The sequence below is a fragment of the Streptococcus sp. AM43-2AT genome (genome assembly GCF_003603405.1).
Classification (GTDB): Bacteria; Bacillota; Bacilli; order Lactobacillales; family Streptococcaceae; genus Streptococcus; species Streptococcus ilei.
Genome location: NZ_QTND01000002.1, coordinates 453335 through 479522 on the forward strand (window position 1 = coordinate 453335; position 26188 = coordinate 479522).

Annotated in this window: 17 protein-coding genes and 1 other RNA gene; 2 read left to right on the top strand and 16 right to left on the bottom strand. The window is 45.6% G+C overall.

Annotation, left to right across the window (positions count from 1 at the left end):
• Positions 1-45: 45 nt before the first annotated feature.
• The 6 genes from ffs to DW930_RS06795 all read right to left on the bottom strand — a co-directional run bounded on the left by ffs (position 46) and on the right by DW930_RS06795 (position 5262).
• Positions 46-141: signal recognition particle sRNA small type (gene ffs, locus DW930_RS06770), an RNA gene on the bottom strand.
• A 38-nt stretch (positions 142-179) separates the two neighbouring features.
• Positions 180-689, bottom strand: a complete 510-nt coding sequence (tadA, locus tag DW930_RS06775; protein ID WP_207801603.1) for a tRNA adenosine(34) deaminase TadA — start codon at positions 687-689, stop codon at positions 180-182.
• 302 nt (positions 690-991) lie between these two features.
• A complete protein-coding gene (locus tag DW930_RS06780) occupies positions 992-2569 on the bottom strand; it encodes an ABC transporter ATP-binding protein (protein ID WP_049498605.1) in 1578 nt (525 codons plus the stop codon).
• 144 nt (positions 2570-2713) lie between these two features.
• Positions 2714-2992 carry a hypothetical protein gene (locus tag DW930_RS06785; RefSeq protein ID WP_003009004.1) on the bottom strand — a complete coding sequence of 93 codons (279 nt, stop codon included), beginning with the start codon at positions 2990-2992 and terminating at the stop codon, positions 2714-2716.
• 118 nt (positions 2993-3110) lie between these two features.
• Entirely contained in the window at positions 3111-3755 is a 645-nt protein-coding gene (locus DW930_RS06790) for an HAD family hydrolase (protein ID WP_031575622.1), read from the bottom strand.
• Between the two features lie 214 nt (positions 3756-3969).
• On the bottom strand, positions 3970-5262 hold the full coding sequence (locus DW930_RS06795) for an adenylosuccinate synthase (protein WP_049522949.1): 1293 nt from the start codon (positions 5260-5262) through the stop codon (positions 3970-3972).
• A 375-nt stretch (positions 5263-5637) separates the two neighbouring features.
• Between DW930_RS06795 and hslO the strand changes: the two genes are divergently transcribed.
• Both hslO and dusB read left to right on the top strand, forming a co-directional pair.
• Positions 5638-6510, top strand: coding sequence for an Hsp33 family molecular chaperone HslO (gene hslO / locus DW930_RS06800; RefSeq protein WP_023027349.1), 873 nt, complete (start codon positions 5638-5640; stop codon positions 6508-6510).
• Complete coding sequence (dusB, locus tag DW930_RS06805) at positions 6497-7477, top strand: tRNA dihydrouridine synthase DusB (RefSeq protein ID WP_165851216.1); 981 nt, start codon at positions 6497-6499, stop codon at positions 7475-7477. Before hslO ends, dusB begins: the two co-directional genes overlap by 14 nt.
• Positions 7478-7666: 189 nt before the next feature.
• Here the strand turns inward: dusB and DW930_RS06815 are convergent, their stop codons facing one another.
• From DW930_RS06815 to DW930_RS06860, 10 genes are all read right to left on the bottom strand, one after another.
• Positions 7667-8464 (bottom strand): NUDIX domain-containing protein, encoded by a 798-nt coding sequence (locus DW930_RS06815; protein WP_123159625.1) that lies wholly within the window; start codon positions 8462-8464, stop codon positions 7667-7669.
• Complete coding sequence (gene pnuC / locus DW930_RS06820) at positions 8465-9247, bottom strand: nicotinamide riboside transporter PnuC (RefSeq protein WP_123159626.1); 783 nt, start codon at positions 9245-9247, stop codon at positions 8465-8467.
• Positions 9248-9259: 12 nt separating this feature from the next.
• A complete protein-coding gene (locus tag DW930_RS06825; protein ID WP_123159627.1) occupies positions 9260-10318 on the bottom strand; it encodes an AAA family ATPase in 1059 nt (352 codons plus the stop codon).
• Between the two features lie 204 nt (positions 10319-10522).
• On the bottom strand, positions 10523-11266 hold the full coding sequence (locus tag DW930_RS06830; protein ID WP_123159628.1) for a hypothetical protein: 744 nt from the start codon (positions 11264-11266) through the stop codon (positions 10523-10525).
• Between the two features lie 162 nt (positions 11267-11428).
• Positions 11429-11833: a DUF4430 domain-containing protein gene (locus DW930_RS06835; RefSeq protein ID WP_123159629.1), complete on the bottom strand. Its 405-nt coding sequence runs from the start codon at positions 11831-11833 to the stop codon at positions 11429-11431.
• Positions 11814-12302: an ECF transporter S component gene (locus DW930_RS06840; RefSeq protein ID WP_120701504.1), complete on the bottom strand. Its 489-nt coding sequence runs from the start codon at positions 12300-12302 to the stop codon at positions 11814-11816. The genes DW930_RS06835 and DW930_RS06840 overlap by 20 nt, the downstream gene beginning before the upstream one ends.
• Before the next feature lie 11 nt (positions 12303-12313).
• Entirely contained in the window at positions 12314-14743 is a 2430-nt protein-coding gene (locus DW930_RS06845) for an ATP-dependent Clp protease ATP-binding subunit (RefSeq protein WP_123159630.1), read from the bottom strand.
• A gap of 7 nt (positions 14744-14750) precedes the next feature.
• Positions 14751-15209 (bottom strand): CtsR family transcriptional regulator, encoded by a 459-nt coding sequence (locus tag DW930_RS06850; RefSeq protein ID WP_123159631.1) that lies wholly within the window; start codon positions 15207-15209, stop codon positions 14751-14753.
• A gap of 229 nt (positions 15210-15438) precedes the next feature.
• The gene (locus tag DW930_RS06855) at positions 15439-19149 is read right to left on the bottom strand and encodes an alpha-L-fucosidase (protein WP_123159632.1); all 3711 of its coding nucleotides are present in this window, start codon (positions 19147-19149) and stop codon (positions 15439-15441) included.
• A gap of 106 nt (positions 19150-19255) precedes the next feature.
• Entirely contained in the window at positions 19256-26128 is a 6873-nt protein-coding gene (locus DW930_RS06860) for an Ig-like domain-containing protein (protein ID WP_123159633.1), read from the bottom strand.
• Positions 26129-26188 lie beyond the last annotated feature (60 nt).

Consider the following 26188-nt stretch of genomic DNA (forward strand, 5'->3'; position numbering starts at 1 on the left):
ATTCGCTGCTCCAATATTCATCTGCACCTTTTAGGCTTGACTCATCAAGAGCAATAGAAAAGAGCACACAGTTCACTTCGCTTAGGGCTGCTGGATTCCTCCCCTGACCCGCTTCACGCAGAACTGTTGCTCCGATAGGTATTATATCATAATTTGTTCGATTTGCAAAGGTCCGGTTTTTATTCTTGTGTTTCGGCCTTGGCTGCGAGTTTGGCTTGTTTTTTTCGTTCTCGACCTTGGCGAAAAAAGGTCTGCATGATGGCTGCACATTCTGCTTCCAAGATTCCTGTTTCTACTTCGACTCGGTGATTGAGACGTTCATCTGTCAAAATGTCGTAGAGACTCCCTGCTCCACCGAACTTCTGATTGGTCGCCCCGTAAATCACCTGGGGAATCCGAGCTAGACCAATGGCACCACTACACATGACACAGGGCTCAATCGTGACAAAAAGCGTCGTATCCAGCAGGCGCCAGCTATTTTCACGCTGATTGGCCTCCTCGATCGCCATGATTTCCGCATGCATGACCGCCCGCTGCAGCTCCTCACGCGCATTATGTCCACGCCCGATAATCTGACCATCCTTGACCAAGACACAGCCAATCGGTATTTCATCATTGGCGAGGGCAATTTCCGCCTCCTTCAGGGCTTCCCTCATAAACATCGCTTTTTCCTCTATCGTGTAGTCCATCTCTTCCTTCTTCCTTTTAGTTTCTTTGTTCATTATACCATAGGCAGCTTACGACTCACAAAAAAAGCCGCCGATTGGGCGACTCTTATGGGAGATTATTATGAAAAAGTTTAGGAGGTTTAAACAAAGTTAGGAGGTCTTTGTTTATGCTTCTAGTATAGCTGGCCTATCTTAAATAAAGCTTAAGTTCTCTGAGTATTGATGATTTTGGAAATATCACCACTTAGAATCTCAAAAATATCTGACAAATTGCTGGCTTACTACTATCCGCTTTGTCGCAGAACCAACTATTGTGGCATCGCTCATCCTTTACGTAACTCAAGGATTTGGTCATAGCGCTCTTCTTCATCAATATGATGGGCTATTTCTAGTACCGTGATCGGCAAAGAAAAGATTAGGTCTCTAACCAGACGACTATTTTTTTCGTCCAAAGCTGATGTCACTTCGTCCGCTAATAAAATATCCTTCTCGCGTAAGAGAAAACGAGCCAACTCTAATCTGACACGCTGACCTCCTGAAATGTTTTCACCATTATTATGAATTTCTACATTCAAAATATCCTGAAATTCATCTATTAAGCCAACTCGGTCCAATACCTCCAATAATTCATGGTCCTGAAAAGGCTGACCAAAAGTTAGATTATAGCGGATAGTATCGTTAAACAGGAAGGGATGCTGGCTAATTAAACCGATATTCCCTTGGAAATGACTCGTTATTTGATTTCCATCATACTGAACGAAAATGTCACCCTCATCACATACTTCTTCTCCTAAAATCAAGCGAAAAAGAGTCGTCTTTCCAGACCCGCTCGGTCCTTTGATTAAGACCTTCTGACCTACTGAAATCGTCGCCGTCAAATCAGAAAAAAGCTGACGTTCAGCAAAACTTTTTGAAATATGATTTAAGCGCAACGATTCGAGATTTTCAACAAATTGATCCTTTGTCTCTTCGAAATCAGGTTCTTCCTCGATAATCTTAAACAGGCGGTTCGCAGTCGGCAAGGCACCTTGGAGATTGGCTGCACTGTACATCAGAGTTTGGATCGGTTCTACCAGCATCCCCGCAGCAACATACATAGAGATGAGGCTTGTAATAGAAATAGAATTTCCCTGTAAACTCAAATAAAAGCCTAAAGCAAGAGGAACAACCTGACTAAAAAAGACCATAAATCCATTAAAGAAAAAAATAATATTATGTGTGAAACAAAATCTTTGGATGGCTTTTTGATATTCTCCGTTTAAATCATTCACGCGCTCTTCATTCAGCCTCATGGCCTGATTAATCCGTAAGGTTTGGCTGCCTTGCATACTATCCGAGACAAGCCCATGTAATTTCGTTCTAAGCTTGGACCAGCTGTCTCCCGAATCTTGTAAACGACGATTCATGATGAACTGAGGAATAGGTCTCATAATCGTAAAAATGACAAAAATAAGTCCTAAGAGAAAATTTTGTGAAACAATATAAATGGCTGTAACAAGGGCGACAAATCCCCAACTCACCATAACATTTATATTTTCCAAATAATTATCGCCCACATATTCCATATCTTGAGTTAGCAGACTAACTTTTTCATCATTGGAAAATTTAGGATTCAATATGACTTTCTTAAATAAAAGGGCACGGACACTTTTGTTGATTTCTCTTCGGAATATATTGTGCGAATGGTTTGAAAACAGCATCAGACTATAAATAACAAGATAGACAGACAAACCAAATAAAACAAAATTGAGAATTTTTCCATAAGAAAGGCCGTCTTGATCTAACTTCAAGGCCTTCGTTAAAATCAGAGGTTGCGCCAACACCAAACCACTATTCACAATACGCCCTAAAAAAATAGGAAAAAGATACTTCTTATCAATGTACTTATAAATATTTCTCATAATTATCATCCATCAAAATAGAGGGCTAGCACAACCCTCTTCTCTAATTTATTTAAAATCGTGATTATTTACAATCACAATTATAGTTAAATACTCTAGGTTTAGCATTCATTTTGTCATCGAATTTGTTATTCACTTTAACCTTCACCGAAAATTACAATCTCCATGTGTCAAAATTGTTAGTTCCAATAATTCAGCATCTGTATCGCTTATTTTAGATAGATACTTTTCGACCTCATACTCACCCTCACTTAAATATTTATTTTTATCAAGATAAGCATGAAACTCTTTCCTAATCACATCATTGCTGTCGACTACTCTATTCAATTCATTCGTAAGAAAAAATGAATGATTGGTTTTAGTATTAAAATACAACGTACCATCATCAGTACTATATTTTAATATATATCGTGACAAATTCATATTATCACCTCTTAATCTGTGTGACTTAACCTACAGTAAGTATACACCGATAGAAATATTAAATAAAGCAATATTCAGCAGATTAGAAAAGTTCCAACTTTTAATATTTTGGAAAAGGTTATCCTATAAAAGCTGCAATTTCGCCAACTTCTTGAGCAATATAGGTGGCGCCGGCTTCTTCCAATTCTTCCCTGCTTCCAAAGCCATAAAGGACACCGATAGAATCAAACTTTTGCGCTTGAGCGCCAAGCACATCGTGCTCCCTGTCTCCAATCATGATGGTATGCGCCAAATCTGTAATCCCATTTTGCTCCAAGGCATACTGGATAACATCGCTTTTTTTACTACGTTTTCTATCCATGGTCGCACCAGCGACAAAGTCAAAATAATCATACAAACCAAAGTGTTTGAGAATTTGAATGGAAAATTCTTCAGGCTTTGACGTAGCTACAATCAACTGTTTGCCAGCCTGCTTGAGAGAAGCCAGCAAGTCAGGAACGCCTAGATAGACCTCATTTTCATAAAGGCCTTTTTCGGAAAAATACTCATGATAGTAGTCAATGGCCTTTAAACATTCTTCCTTAGAAAATCCATAAAAGCGCTCAAAAGACTCCTGCAAGGGCGGACCGATGAAAACTCTCAATGCTTTCTTGTCTGGCACTTGAATCCCATATTTTCCTAAGGCATAGGCCACCGAGTTGGTAATCCCTAGTTCTGAATTGGTCAAGGTGCCGTCTAGGTCAAATAAAATCGTTTGATACATTTTTTCCTCTTTCTGCTTTCAAAAAGAGGCTGGGACAAAAGTCCTAGCCTCTCAATTGTCTTTGGATTGTCGAGCAAGACGCAGTGGTTGAGTGGGCTCTACTACGCTGATTTCATCAGCTTTTACAGCCCTACTCAACTGTGCGGAGGTGGGACGATGAAATCGAATTCTAACGAATGACCGATTTCTGTCCCACTCTCTTATCTTCATTTGCTTATAAACTAGACCACACACTTTCAAGGATATTGGTTTGGTCACGATCTGGTCCGACTGAGAAGGTTGAAATGCGCACACCAACTAATTCACCGACACGGCGGACATAGTTGCGGGCATTTTCTGGAAGCTCATCCAAGTGGCGGACACCTGTGATGTCTTCTGACCAGCCTGGTAATTCTTCATAGATTGGTTTGCAACGTTTGAGTTGCTCCAAGCTTGCTGGGTAGTGGTCGATGCGTTCCCCATCCAAGTCGTAGGCTACACAGATTTTCACTGTATCCAAGCCGGACAGAACGTCGATCGAGTTCAAGCTAAGGTTGGTAATTCCTGACACGCGGCGGCTATGGCGCATGACAACTGAGTCAAACCAACCAACACGACGAGGACGACCGGTTGTTGTCCCATACTCATGCCCCACTTCACGGATCCGGTCCCCCACTTCATCAAAGAGTTCTGTAGGGAATGGTCCGTCACCGACACGGCTGGTATAGGCTTTACATACACCGACAACCTTGTCGATCTTGCTTGGGCCGACACCTGATCCGATGGTCACCCCACCAGCAACTGGGTTTGATGAAGTAACAAATGGATAAGTTCCTTGGTCGATATCCAACATAACCCCTTGGGCTCCTTCAAAGAGCACGCGCTTGCCGTTATCCAAAGCATCGTTCAAGATGACAGAAGTATCGGTTACATATTGTTTGATTTGTTGACCATATTCATAGTATTCTTCGAAGATATCGTCAAAGGAAAGAGCCTCTGCTTCATAGAGTTTGGTAAATTGACGGTTCTTTTCTTCCAAGTTGATGCGCAGGCGTTCTGCAAAGACGTCGCGGTCCAAAAGATCCGCGATCCGGATTCCCACACGCGCAGCCTTGTCCATGTAAGCTGGTCCAATCCCTTTGATGGTCGTTCCGATTTTGTTGTCCCCTTTTGACTCTTCTTGGAGACGGTCCAATTCGATATGGTAAGGGAGGATGACATGGGCGCGGTCTGAAATGCGCAAACTGTCTGTTGTCACACCTTCTTCATGAAGATAAGCCAACTCTTTGACCAATGATTTAGGATTGATCACAACCCCATTCCCAATGACAGAAATCTTTTCAGGGAAGAAGATACCTGAAGGAATCAAGTGCAACTTGAATTTTTTGCCGTCGATCACGATGGTGTGACCGGCATTGTCCCCACCTTGGTAACGCGCAATGACTTCTGCATTGGCTGATAGGAAGTCTGTAATCTTCCCTTTTCCTTCATCACCCCATTGGGTTCCTACTACAACAACTGATGTCATAATTCTTTTTCATATACCATAGATAGTTCCCTATCTATGCCTTTCTTCAAACTAGGGGCAGGAGTCTCACCTGCAAGTTTGTCTTACACCCTATTATAAGAAATTTCCTCTTTTTTTTCAAGGTCAGCTATTTCTTTGCTTGGTTTTTTACCCTTAAAAGTTGTCTCTCATTTTCTAAACATCCATCTTTTGGCCTTCATATCCCAGCTTATACAATGATCGTTCGTCTTTTACCTTCTTTTCTCCCTAAATTAGATCTTATTCTTTTCAGTTTTTAAGCAAGGTTCTCCTCAGAAAGATTTTTTCCCTTTCAAGTCTAAATAAATCAAGTTACTCCCTTCACCTCTTTTCTTTTTTTATGCTAAAATAGAAGCTATGGACAAAATTATTAAAACTATCTCAGAAAGTGGCTCCTTCCGTGCCTTTGTACTTGACAGTACAGAGACCGTGCGAGCAGCCCAAGAACACCATCAGACACAAGCAAGCTCAACAGTGGCCCTCGGTCGGACCCTGATCGCTAGCCAAATTTTAGCGGCCAATGAAAAGGGAAATACCAAGATTACGGTGAAAATCCTAGGTACTAGCTCACTGGGGGCTATTATCACTGTGGCAGATACTCAAGGAAACGTCAAAGGCTACGTTCAAAATCCTGGTGTGGATATCAAGAAAACAGCGACTGGTGAAGTTGTGGTCGGACCATTCGTCGGAAATGGGGAATTCCTAGTGATTACCGACTACGGCACAGGCAATCCTTACCACTCCATGACGCCCCTGGTCACTGGAGAAATCGGTGAAGACCTGGCTTATTATTTGACTGAAAGCCAACAAACGCCATCTGCAGTGGGGCTCAATGTTCTACTCGACGAAGAAGACAAGGTCAAGGTTGCTGGTGGTTTCTTGGTGCAGGTCTTGCCAAATGCCAAGGAAGAAGAAATTGCCCGCTTTGAAAAACGTATCCAAGAAATGCCGGCCATTTCTACCCTTTTAGCGTCTGACGACCATATTGAAGCTCTTCTTGCTGCCATCTATGGCGAAGATCCCTACAAACGTCTCTCTGAAGAAGAACTTCGTTTCCAATGCGACTGTAGCAAGGAACGTTTCATGGATGCCTTGGCTAGCTTACCAGCCAAAGACCTTCAAGAAATGAAGGACGAAGACCAGGGAGCGGAAATTGTTTGCCAATTCTGTCAGACAGCTTATCACTTTGACGAAAACGACTTGGAGGAACTCATTCGTGACAAATCTTAATACACCTTTTATGATTGGGAACGTCGAGATCCCAAACCGGACGGTCCTAGCACCTATGGCCGGTGTGACCAACTCCGCTTTCCGGACGATTGCTAAGGAACTGGGAGCAGGGCTTGTAGTCATGGAAATGGTCTCTGATAAAGGAATCCAATACAATAACGAAAAGACCCTGCATATGCTCCATATCGATGAAGGAGAAAATCCTGTATCGATCCAACTTTTCGGGAGCGACGAAGATAGCCTAGCACGCGCAGCAGAATTTATCCAAGAAAATACCAAGACCGATATCGTTGATATCAACATGGGCTGCCCAGTGAATAAAATCGTGAAAAACGAGGCGGGTGCTATGTGGCTCAAGGACCCTGATAAGATCTACTCCATTATCAACAAGGTCCAATCCGTCCTTGATATCCCTCTCACTGTCAAAATGCGGACAGGTTGGTCAGATCCTTCTCTAGCAGTGGAGAATGCCCTAGCAGCTGAAGCGGCTGGTGTTTCTGCCCTTGCTATGCACGGACGGACCCGGGAGCAAATGTACACTGGTCACGCTGACCTTGAGACCCTTCACAAGGTTGCGCAAGCTCTGACCAAGATTCCATTTATCGCAAACGGAGACATCCGGACGGTTCAAGACGCCAAGCAACGCATCGAAGAAGTCGGTGCAGATGCGGTCATGATTGGCCGTGCCGCTATGGGCAATCCTTACCTTTTCCATCAAATCAATCACTACTTTGAAACAGGAGAAATCCTGCCTGATTTGACCTTCGAAGACAAGATGAAGATTGCTTATGAGCACTTGAAGCGCTTGATCAATCTCAAAGGCGAGCACATTGCCGTCCGCGAATTCCGTGGCTTAGCCCCTCACTACCTCCGTGGTACCTCAGGTGCTGCCAAACTACGTGGAGCAATCTCGCAAGCTAGCACCCTAGCAGAGATTGAAGAACTTCTTCAATTAGAAAAAGCTTAAGAACAAAGAGAGTGGGACAGAAATTGATCATTCGTTAGAATTCGATTTCGTCGTCCCACCTCCGCACAGTTGAGTAGGGCTGTAAAAGCTGATGAAATCAGCGTAGCAGAGCCCACTCAACAACTGCGTCTTGCTCGACAATCCAAAGACAATTGAGAGGCTAGGACTTTTGTCCCAGCCTCTTATATGTTATTCTTCCTTTTGGCCTTCACTTTCTTTCCAGCGATAGGTCTTGCGCGGTTTTTTCTTAGGTACCCGCTTGACTCCTACTTCTTCCACATAGGAACCGTAGGTGACAAGGAAATTATTGGTCAAAATTTCTTTATCTGGATGGATCAGGTTCACCAACTCCGTCGCCTCGTATACGGTGAAAGGTTCTTCTAGGAGATGGAGGAAGGTTGGATTCCAAGCCAAACGCCCTTGGATCCGCTTGATGGATTCTTGGACAATCTCATAGTGGTCAAAGGCAAAATCTTCAGCCGTCAAGACACGGCCATCTAGGGAACACTCCCCTTGTTTGAAGTCCACATCGAGGAAAAGGACCTCTTTGGCATCATCCCCAGCTCGGACCAAATTGACCGCTTCTGCTGGCAAATAAACCAGGTGGGCAATGGTGATGACCCAACCCCGTGGATCCCGTCCAGGTGTCGAAACGGTCATCAACTGCTCGACCTTTTGAGGGGTCAACTCTAGTCCAACTTCTTCCTGGACCTCACGGATACAAGCCTGGATAGCATCTTCATGCTTTTGCAAGAATCCTCCAACCAAGGCTACCCGATGCTGACAAGGGTGCGTTTTCCGGCGAATCACCAAGAGTTTCAAGCGCCCCTCCACAAAGCAGTAGGCCACCATATCAGCAGTTACGCTCGGATTTTCATAGGTAGGGTGATCCTGTTCCTTATACCAACGGAGAAATTCTTCCTCGCTGACGACCCTTTCGTAGTATTCCTTTTCGTTCATTCCTTCCGGAATGCTTGTTGCTGTCATTTAAGCAACCTCCTTTTTCACTGCTTTACTCCACTGATACCAACCGACAAGACTGTTAAGGGTATAGACCCAGTACATGCCTTGAATATGGATGCTCTTTCCCCACCAGAGGTAAATACTGAAGAGGTTGGTCGCAATCCAGAAAATCCATTGTTCGCGATAGAGACCAGTCATCAGAAGCTGTCCAACACCATTGGTCGCATCTGTTATACTATCACGGAAAGGCCGAGCACTGTGGATGCTTTTATAGGCGTAGCCCATCCCGATCCAAATCAGAGCTGTTAGGGCCAAGTACTTGATCCATTCCATTAGGTTTAATTTCTTGGCCTCAAAATGAGATTCTTCCGCTTCCCCCTGATCATTGATCCGATTCGACAACCAGACATAGAGACCAATTGGCTGCATAACGAAGAAATACAAGGTCGTCAAGACTTCTCCATAGAAGTTTTTGTTCAAGGCTAGGATGAGATAAATCGCTGAGTTTACTGCTCCAAAGAGATAGTTACTAGCCCTACCCTCTGCTACTAGTATAACACAAACTATTCCTGTCCAGGATGCAAAGAGCCCCAACCAATCATGACTCGCTTCCTGATTGGTAAATTCTAAGATAAAGGGCACGCTGGACAAAGCAAGCAAATAGAGCCATTGTGTCAATGTGCGGCCAGCGAACAGGTCTTTCCAAAGGAGTTTCATAATTCCTATAAAGCCACGCTTACCAGCTTCTCGATGGACATTTTTTAAATGTTCCCCAAATGTTTGAATTTTTTCTTGTAGTCGTTTCATGCTGCTTCTCCTTTAATCAGCTTGATAAATCGTATCGATGACACGTTTCGCTTCTTCATAATTCCCCAAGTAGTCTTGCCCGAGATAGGCTGTAGGGATATTCGAGAGGTATTGATGGCGGAGTTGATCCAGGTGATTTGAAAAACTGTTGCGAATTTCATCATCTGCCATGGTCATATCACGGAAACCATCATTGACATAGGATCCAATGGGTTGGACAAATAAGATCAGATCCCATTTTTCCTTAGCTAAGATACTGACGAAGAGGTTGTCAAAGGTATCCGTCATACTGGCCTCTTGGCCTTCTACCTCCATATAGTAGTCGTAATAGCCCTTCGTCACCAGAGAATTCGTATCCGCAATGACTAAGCCACGATTGGCACTACTGTCGATTAATTTTGAGGTTTGATCGTATTGTCCCAGCAAGAGGTAATAGTAATCTTTTGGTGTTAGTTCATCATCCCGTACATTATTTCTAATTTGGTACTCCCGAGCATATTCCAAGCTCACTGGCGCATCATAGAAACGGGCCAAATCCTTTGCCAAGGTCGTCTTCCCATTACTAGCACTACCCATAATGAGAACCTTTTTCGTAAACTGACGACGGAAGGGTTGGGCAATGTATTTCCAATACTTGCTCGGGTTCTCTCTGATGAGGGTTCCTGAGATGCCAAACTGACGCTCCTGCAGGCGGGCTTCAAAGCCTCGCGCTTCAAGTTCTTCTTGGTAAGCCTTCTCTCCAACAAAGAAGATCAGCTCTTCTCTCTCTGCATGATATTGAATGGTTTCTAAGGCTGTTTTCAACCAAGGCTCCCATCCCAAAGGATAGCGGGGAAGATCTGTCTCGTCAAGTTTATATATTTGAGTGAGTTCATCATTTGAAAAACCTTCTCGGATATAGCGAAAACGTTTCTGCAAAGGAAGTCCAACCTCTTCTCCACGGTCACCTTTGTACCCAGAAACAATTACACGAACGCGGTCACATTGGCGCTTTGCCCGTTGAATTAAATCAATATGCCCTTGATGAAGGGGGGCAAATGTTCCAAAAACCACTGCCACTTTTTCTTTCATCTTACTGGCTCCTTTGTATTATTATTTCAAAACATGCTTTGCTTATACTTTTATTATAAACTATAATTAGCCAGTGTCAATACTTTTTTATAAAAAAATATATTTTTATAAAATAAAAATTAAAAAGATCCAACTCTGTATGTTATTATACAGAATTGAACCTCTGATTTCAATTATTTTTTTAATTTTCTCAGTGGCGAGCTATTATTCCCGAACCAAGGCGTGCGCATGGCCATTTTCTGTCACTTGAACACTTGCCAGTTGTCCATCTTGACCAATGACTATATCCAAGCTAGCTGCAGATCCATCTTGGGCGGAAATCAAGCCAGCATGATAACGACCTTGATCCAAGTTGTATTCATAGCTTCCAATCGTATAGCCCACTGCATCGCCACCTGGAGTTTGTAAGGTCACTTGGCCTCCTTGCCCAATCGTTACACCTGTATCGCGACCGTCGGTCCAACTACCTATTGCTCCAGAATAATCCCCTGAGGCATAAGCTAATACACCTTTATAGCGTGGGTTCTCTGTCTTAGAGGCTTGCTCTTTTGCAGTCATGCGACCTTCCTCCAAGCTAGGTAGTTTTGCTTTTTCAGGTGCTGGGGTCACTGCTGGATGTGTTTCTTTGGAAGGAGTTGGGGCCAGGCCTTGACTGACTTCTGGAACTCTTGGTGTCACCGGAGTTGACGGAGTCTCTTGGCTCGCTTGTGTTTCACTCGAAGCGATGGCAGGAGTTTTTGCCACTTCTGCGCTTTGTTGGCTTTGTGTGGTTTTGCCTGTAGCCTGTTTCTCTTCTTTTTTACTCGTAGAGCTTTGTTTCACTTGCTCAATTTTACTAGTTGAAGATGGACTGGTTTCCTTTTTCTTTTCTGATCCACAGCCGCTTAAGAGAAGAGCAGCTGTTAGAGCAAGGGTGGATAGACTAAATAAGGTTCCTTTCATTTTCATGGCAATACCTCTCTTTTGTAACATTCGTTACATTTTGTAATATAATTGTAACATTTATCTATAGGGACGTCAAGAGGATTCACAATTCTTATAAAAAATAGAAACTAGTTTCAAAAAAAGAGTGAACCCATGGAGTCCTAGTCCAAGCATTCACTCTTTTTCTTATTGATAGACTTCTTGATAAAATTCGATAGAGTCTCCATCTTGGACAGTGGTCTCTGCTGCCCCTTTTGGTGCCATCTCTCCATTGATCTTGTACATCCAATAGAGCCCCTTGCTTTCGTCTTGGGCTACTCCATCGATCGAGGTGATGAGGCCACCCTTCTCCTCAATTTTGTAGTTGCCTTTAAGGACTTCCATCAAGTTGGCTTTTTCTGCAACCTTTAGGGTCTTGCTTTGAGCTTCTTGCCCTTCAGGGGCGATACTTACCGTAATGGTTATTTCTTTTTCTTTGGCTACTTGTGAGCTAGAAGCTGAGTTTTTCGTAGCTGATGGTGTGCTTTGTCCGCAGCTAACCAAGACAAGAGCCGCTAAGACAGTAAACAAGCTATAAAGTGTTTTTTTCATGATACAATCTCCTAAATATGACATAAAGTAAAGGATAAAAACAAGCGGTGGAAAGGGCGTGGGCTAGGTTAAAGCTAAAGCCATTTACCAGAGCATAGGTCCACCAAGGCATGTGATAGAGGACAGCATAAACGCTATCAATCAACATCCCGTAGAGAAAGGATAAGATGCCGACCACTAGGGTTTGGACTTCCAAAGACAGGTGGCGATAAAGCCCCCGCCAAAGAGTCAAGAGGAGGGCAAAGACTAGAATCTGAGCGACTACCACTGGACTCATCCCCAAGAGAAAGGCTGAAGTAAACATAGTGACAGCCATCACCAAACAGGCGAATGGCCAGTCTTCGAATAGCACCAACAAAAAGAAGATGGCACTAATGGGTTGGACATTGGGTAGAAAGGCAAAAGCTTGTCGCAGCACCACACAGAGTGCTGCTAGGAGGGTGATTCGGGTCAAGCGTTTGAGAGGCACTGCATATCCTCCTAGTCAATCGTGAAGTTAAGCTGACCAGACTTGACACCTACCTTGAGGGTTTGACCTTCTGCAACTTCTCCTCTCAAGAGGATTTCTGCCAAGTAGTCTTCCACCTGGGTCTGGATGGTCCGACGCAAAGGACGCGCTCCCATCTCTGGATCATATCCGTGAGTTGCCAGCCATTTAAGGGCAGACGCTTGGAATTTCAGAGTAATGCCCTTCTCTGCTAGGGATTGAATCAATGGTTTTACCATAATCTTGACAATCTCGTGCATTTGGTCACTGGTCAAGCTATGGAAGACAACCTTTTCATCAATCCGGTTAATAAACTCTGGTCGATAGGTCTTCTTCAACTCTTCGAAAATGCGTTTTTCCATGTTGGCTTGGTCAAAGCGAATATCCTTGGCTCCAAAACCAACTGTCTTATCATCTCGTAAAGCAGTAGCTCCCAAGTTTGACGTCATGATAATAATGGTATTGGAGAAATCCACCTTACGTCCCTTGCTGTCGGTCAAGACACCATCATCCAAGACTTGCAAGAGAACGTTAAAGATATCTGGATGGGCTTTTTCCACCTCATCAAACAAGAGGACTGAATAAGGTTTGTTGCGGACTTTTTCCGTCAACTCACCGCCTTCTTCATAGCCAACGTAACCCGGAGGAGCTCCGTTGAGACGACTAGCTGCAAATTTCTCCATGTATTCACTCATATCAAAGCGAATCAAAGCGGACTCGTCATCAAATAGAACCTCAGCAAGCGCCTTGGCTAGCTCGGTTTTCCCGACTCCTGTCGGACCGAGGAAGAGGAAGGAACCAATTGGTCGCTTGTGAGACCGGATTCCAGATTGATTGCGGCGAATCGCTCGGCTGATACTTGAGACGGCCTGATCCTGACCGATCACGCGCTTATGAAGTTCCGCTTCTAATTCAAGGTATTTCTTAGCTGCTGTTTGGGTTAGTTTCTCCACAGGAATGCCAGAAAGCTGACTGAGCGTCTTCAGAATATCCTCTTCCTTGACTTCTAACTGATAGCCTTTCGGACTGGCGTCTTCTTTTAGTAACTGAGCAACTTTTTTCCACTGTCCCTTGAGCAAGGCCTGATCGGCAGCTGTCAAATCGGACTGAAGGCCTGCTTGAGGCCCCGCGTTTTGCACGGTCGCTGCCGCCTCATCCAAAAGATCAATGGCTGAGTCTGGCAAGAGGCGACTGGTCAAATAACGATGGGCATAGACAACGGCTGTCTCAATGGCTGCATCCGTAATATGGACACGGTGGTGACGCTCATAGGTCTTCTTGAGCCCTTGCAAAATAGCGATGCTATCCGCAACAGACGGTTGCTCAATCAAAACCTTGGCAAAACGGCGTGACAGAGCGGCATCTTTTTCGATGTGTTTTTGGTATTCTTCTTGCGTAGTCGCTCCTACGGTCCGTAAGGTCCCGCGAGCCAAGGCAGGCTTCAAGATATTGGCCGCATCCAAGGTGGAGTCAATCCCTGATCCAGATCCCATAATGGTATGGAGCTCATCAATGAAGAGAATGACATGGCCATCTTCTTCAATATCATTGATGATGTTGTTCATCCGCTCTTCAAAATCTCCACGGAAACGAGTCCCTGCGACAACATTCATCAAGTCCAACTCTAAGACACGCATCTTAGCAAGTTCAGTTGGGACATCTCCACTGGCAATCCGTTGAGCCAAGCCCAAAGCCAGAGCAGTCTTTCCGACACCGGCATCTCCAACGAGGACTGGATTGTTTTTTGTTTTGCGGCTCAAAATCTGAATCATCCGCGAGATCTCTTGACCCCGGCCAATCACCGGTTCCAAACTGCCATTGCGAGCCATTTCTGTCAGATCTCGGGTATAATCTTCCAAACCACCACTAGTAGAGGCCGGCATGCCCATCATATTTCCCATGGTTTGACGATTTGGTTGCTGGGACCGATAGAGAGAACGGATAGCCTTGACAGCTTCCTTGTCCCAACCTGCTCGTTGTTCCAAACTCTTACGAAGCTCGACAATTTTAATGCCATCTTCCTGATCATCATAGCGGAAGCCAACATACTCCAATACTTGAGAAGCTAAGGTTCCCCGCTCTAGTAAGAGCGCCAAGAGGACATGCTCTGTTCCAAGACTTTTGGCATGGACTGCCTGGGCAATCTCTTGGGAACGGTTCATGATTTCTTCTACACGGAAAGAAAAAGGAAATACCTCATAGCGACCATCCCGTTGGTAGACTTGGCCTGTGATGTGCTCAGCTGCATCTTGAAAATCATCAATCTGCATAGGATAGTCACTTAAGACGGAACCAGCTACACTATAGGGGTTATTTGCTAGGGCCACTAGGATATGCCAGGTATCTAGGGTTTGGGAATCAAAATGACCCGCCAAGATTTGAGCGGCTTCAATCGTTTCTAATAGGGCTTTTGAATAGTTCATAAGGAGATTACATTCCCTTTCTATCGACTTGTTGGATAATTTTTCGTAGGATATTGGCTCGTAAGCGATGGGCTTCACTTCCCAGAACCTCGTCTGTTGTCATCACTGACAAGAGCTCTGCTTCTCTCTTTGTAAGGAGTTTTTCTTCAAATAGCATCTGGAGGATATCACAGAATACAGTCTGACTGATCTGTTCTCCAATGCTTGCGCCAAGCTCTGTTAGCATCTGGTGTTGGTCTGAAAATTGAATCTTGCCAATCCGGATATAACCTCCACCTCCACGCTTACTCTCTACGATGTAGCCTCGACTTTCGGTAAAGCGGGTCTTAATCACATAATTGATTTGACTAGGAACAACTTGGAAAACATCCGCTATTTCGCTTCTCTTGAGCTCTGCGATTCCTGCTTGAGCCAGTAGCGATTTGATATAGGCCTCGATGCTATCTGATGTATTTTTACTTGCCATGATGCTCCTTTCTGATGGTTTCATTCTAGATGAGCTCTCTGTTCTTCAGAGGATAAAAAATGGTCTCATCATCCATGATGTCATTATTGACCTTATCTGACTATTATACAATTTTTACGCCTGTAAATAAAGCAAAGACTACGTCCAGATGGAATCTGAATCCCCCTTACTGGTAGCCAGAAGAAACAAAAAAGAGGCTAGCGATTGCTAACCTCTTATAGAAGGTGCCTTAGGATTTCCGACGAGCGAATTTTACTCTTCCGCCTAAGAAGCCTAAGCCGAAAAGTCCCATCCAGGCTAAGAAACTTGCCTTCTCTGTTCCTGTCTGTGGCAGTTTACCTTCCGGTTGTAGAGAAGGACTTTCAACCTCTTCTACTACTGGATGCTCGGCAGTCAAAACAGAAGTTACTTCTGGAGTCGTCTCTTTCAGAAGAACCGGAGTTTCTTTCTCTTTTTTATCATCTACTGTTGAATGATGTGCATGAACTTGTAAGTCTTTACTTGGAGTTACAGGTGTTATTGGAGTCGGTAGATCAGGTATCACAGGATGTTCTCCTACCACTCCTGTTCCGACTTCTGTAATCTGGTCCTGGGCTTCCACTTCGACAAAGGCATCGACTTCTGTCCGAATTTCTTTGCCTTCTTCTTGTCGAACCTCGATCAACTTCAAGCGGCGTCCAACCTTCCCTGCTTGAAGGATCCGGCTTTCGCCCTTGGCCAAGTCCTTGCTTTCACGCGTTTGACTCTCAAATGGAATCTCCTCCGCTTCGATGAGAAGTTCTGGCTTTTCAAGAACCAAATCCCGAACACCTTCGTCTGGGCGTGTCTGCGTCAGCGGTTCATAATTGAGATCATCTTTTAAGATGGTCTCAAGGGCTTCCACTTGATTCGCTGCAGCAACCAAATCTGGTCGCTCTTGATTCAACAACTGAGTCAATTCCGTCAATTGCTCTTGAACAGTCGGTTTGAGGTTTGCTTTCAAGCGATCGAGAGAAGTAGCCTTGATCTTTTCTACTCCTTCTTTGATAACCTGTTGGAGCTCTTCTTGACTGAGCAACTGACTATCTTTTCCTGATAGGATAAAGCGGTCTACCTGAATGGCTCTAGATGACTGAGGATCATTAAGAGACGGATCCAGGTGCAAGCGTAATTGGTGGTAGCCTTTTGTTAGACCTTGCAGATTGACCAAACTCTGGTCCAGTTTGCGTTGATCTCCATAGCCACTGAAGTAATGGTCGCCTTCAATCTCATAGTCATGACCACGCCCTTCTTCAAAGGACATTTCTTTTCCATCTAGGGTGACGCTGTAGAGACCATGGCTTGGATCAACCACTCCTCGAACTTCCACACCAGTTCCCTTGAAGGTGATGGTCACCTCAATGTGTTTCTTTCCTTCTTCATCGGTTACTTGGTTGAAGCTAGACCAAGATTCCGTTCCATTTGAGAAGTCTCGATTGTCCGTCTCATGATTCCAGCCTTGGCTGTAGTGCAGTTTTGGATCTTGATCATCCACTTCTTTGCGATTTTCTGGAAGTAGGTCCTCGTTCATCACTTGGACTGTCAGTTCTGGAATAAAGCCGACCAGGCTGCCTTGATCCGGATGCAACAATTTGGCCTTAAAGTCATAGACATCGGTCGCTTTTCCTGCAAAATCAAGGGTTGGGACTTGGACTGTTTTTTCTGTCTCTCCATCTGCGAACTCAAGGGTGACATTGGTATCTTTGTAGACCTTGCCATGAACCCCTGTTCCTGGTTCTGTGATTAACTTTAGACTGGCACTTCCTTTAGAGCCACCTTTTCTTTTGACGACGATTTGCGCTGGGTCTCCTTTTTTAACAGCTAAGGTTGGCTGAGCAAACTCAAAGAGGCCTTTTTCTTGGTTATTGAGGGCATAAATCCCTTCCGTTGCGATAGCATCTCCCTTGCTATTGACCAAGGTCAAGGTATGGGAACCTGCTTTCAAATCTGGTGTTTCATAAACCTTTTGGCTGCGTTTGCGAGTTGGACTTTGGGTATTGACCGTCGCTAGTTTTTGCCCATCTACATAGACATCCATCTCCCCATGACCTGGGTCTACAGTTGCGACCACATAGGCCTTGGTCCCTTCGAAGTGATAGGTTGCAGAAGCTCCTGCTTCCTTAGTCCACATCGAGGTGCCTCGAACGCCTTCTCCCTCTTCATTCCATTGGCTATTGGCCCGATCAGCTGTTCGATCGGAATGATAGCTCAAACCAAGCGGATAGCCATCGGTTTCTTCGATGCTGGCTGGTGTCTTATAGACAGAGACACCATTCAAGATTGGAGTGGCTTGGGCATCAGTAATTGACACTCGGAGGTAGCGACTATCAACTGGTTGCCCTTTGATCAAACGGCGATATCCAACGGTTGCCCCAGCCCCAAAAGGAACCCATTGGCCATTCACCGCTACATCGATGGTGAAACCGGAAATCCGTTGGCCTTTTTCGATGGTTTCTTTGAGCTCTACCACATCAAAATGTTGCTCTTTTCCAAGATCGAGGACAAAAGAGCCGGTCTTGGCATCATCGGCAGGGGCCCAACTGGTCTTTTCATCGCCATCTGTCAAATGGCTAGCTGCGTAATGCGAATTGCGCCGTGTCGAGTCAGCTTCTACCAAGGCGCCCGCCGCATAGTCCACGCTGTAGAGTTGATCCAAAGTCTGGCGGAATTCTTTCAAACGAGCCACATCGGCATCCGCAAATTTTCCATCTTGATTGGGTGGAATATTGAGCAAGAGTGGCGTTCCACGACCGACAGATTTGAAGTAAATGTCCATCAATTCACGCAAGGACTTAGGCTCTTGATTGTCATGGTAGAACCAGCCAGAGCGAATAGAAACATCCGCTTCTCCCACTGAGTATTGCTTCCCTTCCGGATCTCCATGGTTGAGATAGCTATTGGATGGATTGTTGCGAATCTTATCCGGATTGACCTTATGCCAAACTGGATCTCCAGCAATCCCCTTTTCATTTCCTATCCAACGAACATTGGTGGGCTCCGCTGAGAAGATAGCTATATCCCCTTGGGCTTTACGGATGGCGTCAAACCACTTATCGAAGGTATAGGTTACTTTTTGAGCCCCATCGCCACGCGCTCCATCCATCCAGACTTCAACAAATTTGCCTTTGTTTCCATATTTAGGATCTTCAAGGATTTCTTTGAGCTGGTTGAGATAGTATTCGTTGTATTGGTCCTCTGTATCCACATGGTAGAGCGGGCTGTGAGCATCCCAAGGGGAGAGGTAGACCCCCATATCCATGTCATACTTGCTAGCAGAAGCCGAAACTTCGGCTAGGATATCGCCTTTTCCTTCCTTCCAACCACTTTTGGCAATGGTATGGTCGGTGTATTTAGAAGGATACAAGAGGAAGCCATCGTGGTGCTTGACGACCATGATGGTCCGTTTGAAGCCAGCGTCTTTCAGGGTTTTGATCCACTGATCAGTATCCAGATGCTCTGGATAGAAATAATAAGGGTCTTCTTGCCCATCCCCCCACTCACGATCGTAGTAGGTATTCATCCCAAAGTGGATGAAGGCTGCCAGTTCTTCGCGGTGGTATTGCATTTGAGCCTTGCTTGGAAGGGGACCGTAGTCTGCAATCTCAGGTTCCTCATCTGAAGATGTTACTGGTTGAATTGCTTCTGTCCCTTGGCTGACTGCTCGGTTTTCTTTCTCACTCGTTACGGGTGAGGAATGTTCTGATTCTTCTTGGTGGTCTTTCACAGTTTTTCCCTCCTCCCCTTGATGATCGCCATCACTTGTGTCGACTCGTTCTTCACGACTCTCACTCCTTTCAGCTTGTTCCTCTGCATAACTGGTAGTGACTCCTAAAAAACAAGTCGCTACGACTACAGAGCAAACCCCTACTGATAGTTTGCGAATGCCAAATCGATTTCTCTTATCAAATAATCTTTTTCCCATATTCCATTCCTTTATGTCATCAGGTAAAGAGGGTGGAGACTTTCCCCATCCTCTTTCTGTTACCTGTGATCTTTTCACCGTATGTTTGCTGGTTTATCCAGCTTTTTTACTTGGCCTTATCGGCTCTTTTTTTCTTGTCATCCAGCACAGCACCGGCAAGACCTGCTGCTAAGAGACCTGCCACAAGGCTTGCGACGCTTTCTTCCGTTCCTGTATTTGGTAATCTACCTTCGGAAACTGAAGTTGCTGAAACTGCTGGCGTTTGAGCTGTTTTCTCGACTTCCTTCCCTGCTGCATCTGTCCCTTCCTGACGCACTGCTTTGACCTCAAGAGATGTTTGAGGAGTTGGGGTAGCTACTGGTCCTTCTGAGCCATGAGGATGTTCTGGGTTCGGAAGCGGTTGTGGCTCTGGCCGTGGTTGCGGCTCTGGCTGTGGCTGTGGTTGCGGCTCTGGCTGTGGTTGCGGTTGTGGCTCTGGTTGTGGCTGAGGTTCTGGCTGTGGCTCTGGTTGTGGAGTGTCTGGAAGTACTTCTTTCGTGCCCACCTCTGTGATTTCTGCCACTGGATCTAGCTCTACAAAGGCATCCAGTTTCTTCCGGCTTTCCACACCATTTTCTTGAGAAACTTCCACCAAGCGCAATTTGCGGCCTTTTTGACCTTCTTGAACCACACGTTTCTCTCCTTTTGGAAGTTCCGCATTTGGACGTTCTAAGCGTTCAAAGTCCATCTCTTCTGGCTCAATCACCAACTCTGGTTTGGTATGGACCAGATTCTTAACCCCTTCTTCAGGAATGGCTGAGCCTGTAGGTGCTTTTGCGGATAGAGAAAGTTGATATACTGTTTCTAGCTTGCCATCTTCTGAGACAACCTTGACAAGAACCGGAGCATTGGCACTTTTAGCATCGATGACCGTAACGGCTGTTCCATTCTTGCCTTGTGCTGAAACGATTGGACGTTCTCCCTCATACTCTAGATGATAATCTGTCACATCTGGTTTAAAACCTTCTAGGTCTTTGCCATTCACTTGGATCGTAACATCAGTTGTTGCCTGGGCCTCTTCTGTTGGGGCATAGGTGCTCAATTCAATGATTCCAATTCCTTTAAGATTTTCATCACGGACCATTCTTAAACGGATGGCTTTCGTTCTGGTTTCGTTGAAGCTGAGGTTAGAGATATAACCAGGCTCAAAGGCATAATCCAAGCTATACGGGATTTCTTCCCAGTTAGAGGCCTGGTTAAATGGATGATCTGGAAGATTCTTCAAATTGCCGTAATCATCTGGGACATCAAAGTCTGGACCAATATAGCGTTCAAGAACCGTTTTCGTTGGCAGACCTGTTTCCTGATCTGCAAAGAAGTCGACCGCTACTTTATTGACTAAGCGCTCTGTTACTTGACCATTTTTCTTGAAGATGAGACCAGCAAACACTTCTGTTTGATCTGGCTCTCTCTTCCAGTTGGTCCAACGGTAGTACTCGTTGTAGCCACCATCATTGATGTAATCGATATAGTCGATTTGATTTGGATCGAGATCGTTGGTTTCACTAGCAAATGCTCTGGTATCCTCTGCATTGTAGTCACGGTTCACAGAGAGGATTTCTCCTGTCTTTTCTGACACCCGAACGGTCAGCTGAGCTGTCAGATCATAGCCGAGGACTTTTCCTTCTAACGTGAAGCTGCCTTCATGAGAAAGTGCATCAGCTGGGATAGCCTGCCAGTCCACCGTCAGTTCCTTGCGTTCATAACCTGTGTCCCCTTTAAAGTAGACACCTACTGTAGATGGTAGAACTAGATCTTGACCGACTTTCACAAAACGTCTGCCTGCTTCTACTGCTACTGGAACAGCTTGTTTCAGTTTTTCTGCATCGCTTGTGAGATGGAGATGGTATTCTTGTAAGATGGTACCATCTTCCGCTTTATGGATGACACGGATTGGCTCACCTTCATGGACGCTTGGCACAACCGTTGCAAGACCGTGATGGCTAGCTGTCGCTTCCACTTGTGGATAAGCCCGATCACGCGCATCGATGTAGTAATCGGTCACACTTGGATTAACTCCTGGTAAAACCTCACCGTTGACACGAATGGTCACCTGGCTCTTTTCTTCTGCCGCAACCTTATTGGCAAATACCTGAATCTCTGAAATAGAGCTTCCACGTTTGCCTTCTGGTGTCTTCATACGGATACGAACAGCATAGGTGTCGACTTTATCAAAACTGAAATGATTCATCTTGCCAGCTGCTACCGGTTCTTCAACGGTTAGGTTGCTGACTTCTTTCCAGTTGGCTGGATTGTTAAATGGATGGTCTGTTTCGTCTTTGACGCGATTTGGATTGCTTGGAACAGTTGGGATTTGTTCCCCTGTATAGTACTCAATCACATATTCACTTGGAGCCCCAACGCCGTGGTCTTCGTGGAAACCAACATGGAGGTTGTCCACTGCTCGCTTGGTCAAGATACCAGAATCCCCAAACAAGATACCAACAGAATCTTCCGCATTGTCACGGCCCCAGTTGGTCCAACGGTTAGCTGGAGCATCGGTAAAGGAGATGACCTTATCATTGACCTTAGCAACTGGATCCGCATCGTTAGAGTCACTTGCAAAAGCGAGTGGCAAGACTGATCCTGTCCATTGCTCAGCTACATTGGCTCCCTTGACTGTGGTGCTAGAAACACGAATATGAAGACGTGTTGGAAGGTTGGTTCCTTCTACACGGCCTGCTATGACAACTTCTCCTTCTTGGGCCAAGAGTTGCGGATCGACCGCATCCCAGGCCACCTTGGCAGCATAGGTCTTGCCATTGGAGTGATAAGTCCGCACGCTTTCTGGAAGGGCTGGTTTTTCACCAACTGGCGTTGTCGTGCTGACTTCTTCTACAGCGATAATGCCTTCAACGGTGACTTGAGCTTGGGCTTCTTTTTCCACACCCTCTACATGACCTGTGACTGTAAAGCTATGGTAATCCTTGACTTGATCTGCTGTTACGGCATCCCAGGTCACGCGTTTTTCTTTCGGGAATCCCTTGTCATACTCAACCAACACTGTCTCTGGAAGAGCTGGCAAAACGTTTCGATCGGTGCTAATCCGTACAGGACGTACCTTGACAACTGTCTTTACTTCTGGATTAGGCGTGATGGTAAAGGTTAATTCTCCTGTTTGTCCTTGGAAGCTAGCTTGTAAATGAACCAATCCTGCTTCCCGCAGTTCCAAACCTTTCTTGCTTGCGACCGCTTTTCCTTGACTACCGGCTGCTGTTACCACATCGATTTGATCCGCTTGGAGACTAGCCACACTGCCATCTTGGTAATGAGCTAGGACATCAAGCGTGACTGTTTGGTCTTCCTTGAGCTCTTGGCCTTCTGGCAGACGCAATTCTAAACGCTGGATCTGTGGACTTTCTTCCTGGAATTGCACAGCATAGGTCTGTACAGCTCCCGTATCCTTAGCGGTAACATAGATTTGAGCTTTCAAACCATTCTCACGGCTAGCTTGTAGGACCGTCACTTGGGCATTTTCTGCACTTGCTGTGACTTGACCTGGCTCTTGCCCATAAGCGAGGGAACGGAAAATGGTATGGTTGCCACTACCAAATTTTGGAAGAGCTACTCCATCTAGCTGAACCGTTGGTTTCTTAGCCTTGGCTACATCTCCTCCTGCAACCACTAGCGTCGCTTGGACCGTTTCCCCATTGCCTAGGAGACCTGTCGCCTTCAAGCGAGCACCTGGTGTGGACAACTGATCTTCTTGACCAGCTTCCAAGGTCCATTGATCAACTTCATAGCTAACTGTCCGGCCATCTGTGAAGACCAATTGCACTGTCTTATCCACCGTCGTTAGATCTGCTCCCTGTGGGATTTGTTTGATAACTGGAAGGACTTGCTCCACACCGATCACATCAACCAGAGCTTCGACCGTCCGTCCTTGAACATGACCTGTCACCCGGACTTGGCCAGCACGACTATAGTCTGCTGCATCCCATTCGACGGCTTCTTCTTGGGCCTTGCCATCACTATAAACAACAGATACGTGACTTGGAAGTTCAGGATTTTGTCCCAAGTACACTTGAGTTCGAACCGGTTCGACCCCCAAGACAGAGCGTTCTTCCTGGTCCTTCTTACCAGTAAAGAGGCTGACTTGGTCTGACTGCAAGCGGTCTGAGTCTGCATACAGGGTAAAGGCACCCGCCTGCTCAGTCGATTTGACAATGACAACCCCTTTGCCGTTGAAGGCTTTGCGTTGCCATGAGCCATCTTCCTGCGCTTTGTAGCGTTCCCGGCTGGCTTGTTCCCCATTATCGACACCGACAATTTGACCTTGCCCATGCAGATGGAAATGCACCAAGTTATTGGCAGTTGGGACCACACGACCTTCTTCGTCGACGATTTCATAGGTAATATAGGTCAGATCCTTGCCGTCTGCTGCAATGGCGTGTTCTTCTTTCAGCAGGCGAACACCGGCTGGCTTCCCAGCTGTTTCTATTTGATCGCGGGCAATCACTTCGCCTGCTTCGTTGCGGGCAATAGCTTCCACCTTACCTGGCACATAAGGAACCAACCATTCTAGATAGAGTTCATCCGGATTTGCCCCTTCTTGGTAGGTCCGGCCATCTGCTGTAGTCTTCTTGGTAAAGGTCTTGACCCCTTGTGATTCCCCATTGACAATCAATTCCACACTGTGGGCATTGGAGAAGGCACGAACAGGGATCCGACCTTCTTCATCCATGACACGATTGGCCAATTCTGGATTTTCCCAGTTCCAATGCGGTAAGAGATGGACCATTGGATGTTTCTCAGCTGACAGCCATTGACTTTGGTACAGGTAAAAATCATTCTTCGGAAGGCCGGCAGTATCGACAATACCGAAATAAGAACTTTTCACAGGTGTGTCATTTTGGTTGTGCCATGGTGTTGGCTCACCGATATAGTCGGTACCTGTCCAGATAAATTGCCCTGCATAGCCGGCATGATCGCGGTCAAAGGTCCAAGAGGCTGTCGCTGTCCGACCCCAACCAACCCGGTCATTGCCGTAGTCTGATTGTTCATAGTGGCGGTCTTCTTGGTTGCTTCCGACCCATTCTCTTTCAGGATGATAGTAAGAGCCCCGTGTCCGCGTTGCAGAAGAGGTTTCAGAACCATAAATGAGCCAGTTTGGGTGTTTAGCGCGTAGGCTTTCATAGTTGGCCTCTGAATAGTTAAATCCAACTGCATCGAGCTCTGCCGCTACCTTTTCATGCCCTCCTGATCCATCACCAAAGCGGAATTTATCAGCTCCCATGGTGACATAGCGGGTTGCATCCACTTCCTTGATGGTCTTGACCAGACGACGAACGGTTGCGACAGACTTATCAGATCCATCTGCTTCACCGACTTCGTTACCGATTGACCACATCACAATAGAAGGATTGTTCTTGCCTCGCTCTACCATGGTCCGGAGGTCATAATCAGACCACTTATCCCCTTTACGAGCTTCTGGATGTGTTGCATCCTTTTCAAAGAATCGACCGTAATCGTATTGCTTTTTGCCACCATACCAGGTATCAAAGGCTTCTTCTTGGACCATCAAGCCCAACTCGGCCGCAATTTGCAAGGTTTGTTCACTCGCTGGGTTGTGGGTCGTCCGGATGGCATTGACCCCCATGTCCTTCATCTGTTTGAGACGGCGGTATTCAGCCTTGTAATTTTCCTCAGCTCCGAGGGCCCCATGATCATGGTGAAGGGAAACACCGTGGAATTTCGTAGCCGCTCCGTTAAGGAAGAAGCCACCTTCTGGTGTCCAGTTGAGATAGCGATAACCAAAGCGTTCCTTTTGCACATCTACCAATTGCGAATCCCGATAGACCCGTGTATACAGAGTATAGAGGGCTGGGTTATTGGTTTTGACATCCCAGAGGGTCGGTTTTTCAACATGAAGAGTATGAGACAGGTTGATCTCTTGACCAGCCAAAACGGATTGCACTTCACTGCGCACCTTTTCACTGACCACTTGACCATTTTGATCGACGATTTCGTATTCCGCATACACACTGTGGGCTTGATCATCTTGGTTGACAATACGACTCTTCACAAGAGTATCGACTGCCCCATTCTGTTGTTCTTCTAATTTTGGACTCGTGATGGTGGTCCCATACTTAGCTACATGGACCTTATCCGTCACACTGAGTTTGACATCACGATAAATCCCACTTCCAGAATACCAACGACTACTTGGCTGTTGGTTGACCACATGAACCGCGATGGTGTTTTCACTTCCATCCGCATTCAAATAAGGGGTAATATCGTAAGAAAAGGCATTGTAGCCATTTGGATAATGACCCACAAATTGTCCGTTTACATAGACTTTGGAATCCATGTAAACTCCACCAAATTCCAAACGCACCTTCTTATCCAGGTCCTTGTCTTCCAAACGGAAGGTCTTGCGATACCAAGCATCCCCACCGTTTAATTGTCCCCCTTCATTTTGAGCCGGAGAATTGTGATCGAAGTCAAAAAAGATTGACCAATCGTGTGGCAAATCTAATTTTTTCCAATCCTTGACATCCACTTGACGCCCTTCTGCACCAGGAGCTGCGTTTAACTTGAAATACCAGTCCTTGTTAAAGTCTCGTTCGCGATCTTGCACCATGTCCTCCGCTACTTGTTTTTGGTCCTTCGTAGCCTCTTCAGTAGCCCCAGCAGAACGTTCACTTGTTTGAGGTTCCCCCTGTGGCTTTTCGATTTCGCTCTCATTCTTTTCAGGAGTAATCACAGCAGGCGCCTCTAAGGTTGTTGATGCTTTATCACTTGTCCCAACTTCTCCATTCGTCACCTCTGACGCTTCCCTTGTGGCTGTCATCTCCTCTTCTGTTACAGCTCTTCCTTCTTCTTCAGCTAAGACAGATGGAGCTCCAAAAAAAGATACACCGATTAATACAGAACAAGCTCCAACCGCGAGCTTGCGAATACTAAATACACTGCGCTTTTCAAAAAAAGACTTTCCCATATTTAACCTCCTCTTGGGATTTTTACAATTGTAAGCGCTTTCTAAAATGCTTTTGCAAAT

What these genes read in the sequence shown, in the direction of transcription:
- DW930_RS06780 (WP_049498605.1), bottom strand. Translation starts at nt 2,569, where the DNA reads ATGAGAAATATTTATAAGTACATTGATAAGAAGTATCTTTTTCCTATT.
- DW930_RS06835 (WP_123159629.1), bottom strand. Translation starts at nt 11,833, where the DNA reads ATGAAAAAAACACTTTATAGCTTGTTTACTGTCTTAGCGGCTCTTGTC.
- DW930_RS06790 (WP_031575622.1), bottom strand. Translation starts at nt 3,755, where the DNA reads ATGTATCAAACGATTTTATTTGACCTAGACGGCACCTTGACCAATTCA.
- DW930_RS06860 (WP_123159633.1), bottom strand. Translation starts at nt 26,128, where the DNA reads ATGGGAAAGTCTTTTTTTGAAAAGCGCAGTGTATTTAGTATTCGCAAG.
- DW930_RS06855 (WP_123159632.1), bottom strand. Translation starts at nt 19,149, where the DNA reads ATGGGAAAAAGATTATTTGATAAGAGAAATCGATTTGGCATTCGCAAA.
- hslO (WP_023027349.1), top strand. Translation starts at nt 5,638, where the DNA reads ATGGACAAAATTATTAAAACTATCTCAGAAAGTGGCTCCTTCCGTGCC.
- DW930_RS06825 (WP_123159627.1), bottom strand. Translation starts at nt 10,318, where the DNA reads ATGAAAGAAAAAGTGGCAGTGGTTTTTGGAACATTTGCCCCCCTTCAT.
- DW930_RS06845 (WP_123159630.1), bottom strand. Translation starts at nt 14,743, where the DNA reads ATGAACTATTCAAAAGCCCTATTAGAAACGATTGAAGCCGCTCAAATC.
- DW930_RS06795 (WP_049522949.1), bottom strand. Translation starts at nt 5,262, where the DNA reads ATGACATCAGTTGTTGTAGTAGGAACCCAATGGGGTGATGAAGGAAAA.
- pnuC (WP_123159626.1), bottom strand. Translation starts at nt 9,247, where the DNA reads ATGAAACGACTACAAGAAAAAATTCAAACATTTGGGGAACATTTAAAA.
- DW930_RS06815 (WP_123159625.1), bottom strand. Translation starts at nt 8,464, where the DNA reads ATGACAGCAACAAGCATTCCGGAAGGAATGAACGAAAAGGAATACTAC.
- tadA (WP_207801603.1), bottom strand. Translation starts at nt 689, where the DNA reads ATGGACTACACGATAGAGGAAAAAGCGATGTTTATGAGGGAAGCCCTG.
- DW930_RS06850 (WP_123159631.1), bottom strand. Translation starts at nt 15,209, where the DNA reads ATGGCAAGTAAAAATACATCAGATAGCATCGAGGCCTATATCAAATCG.
- DW930_RS06785 (WP_003009004.1), bottom strand. Translation starts at nt 2,992, where the DNA reads ATGAATTTGTCACGATATATATTAAAATATAGTACTGATGATGGTACG.
- DW930_RS06830 (WP_123159628.1), bottom strand. Translation starts at nt 11,266, where the DNA reads ATGAAAATGAAAGGAACCTTATTTAGTCTATCCACCCTTGCTCTAACA.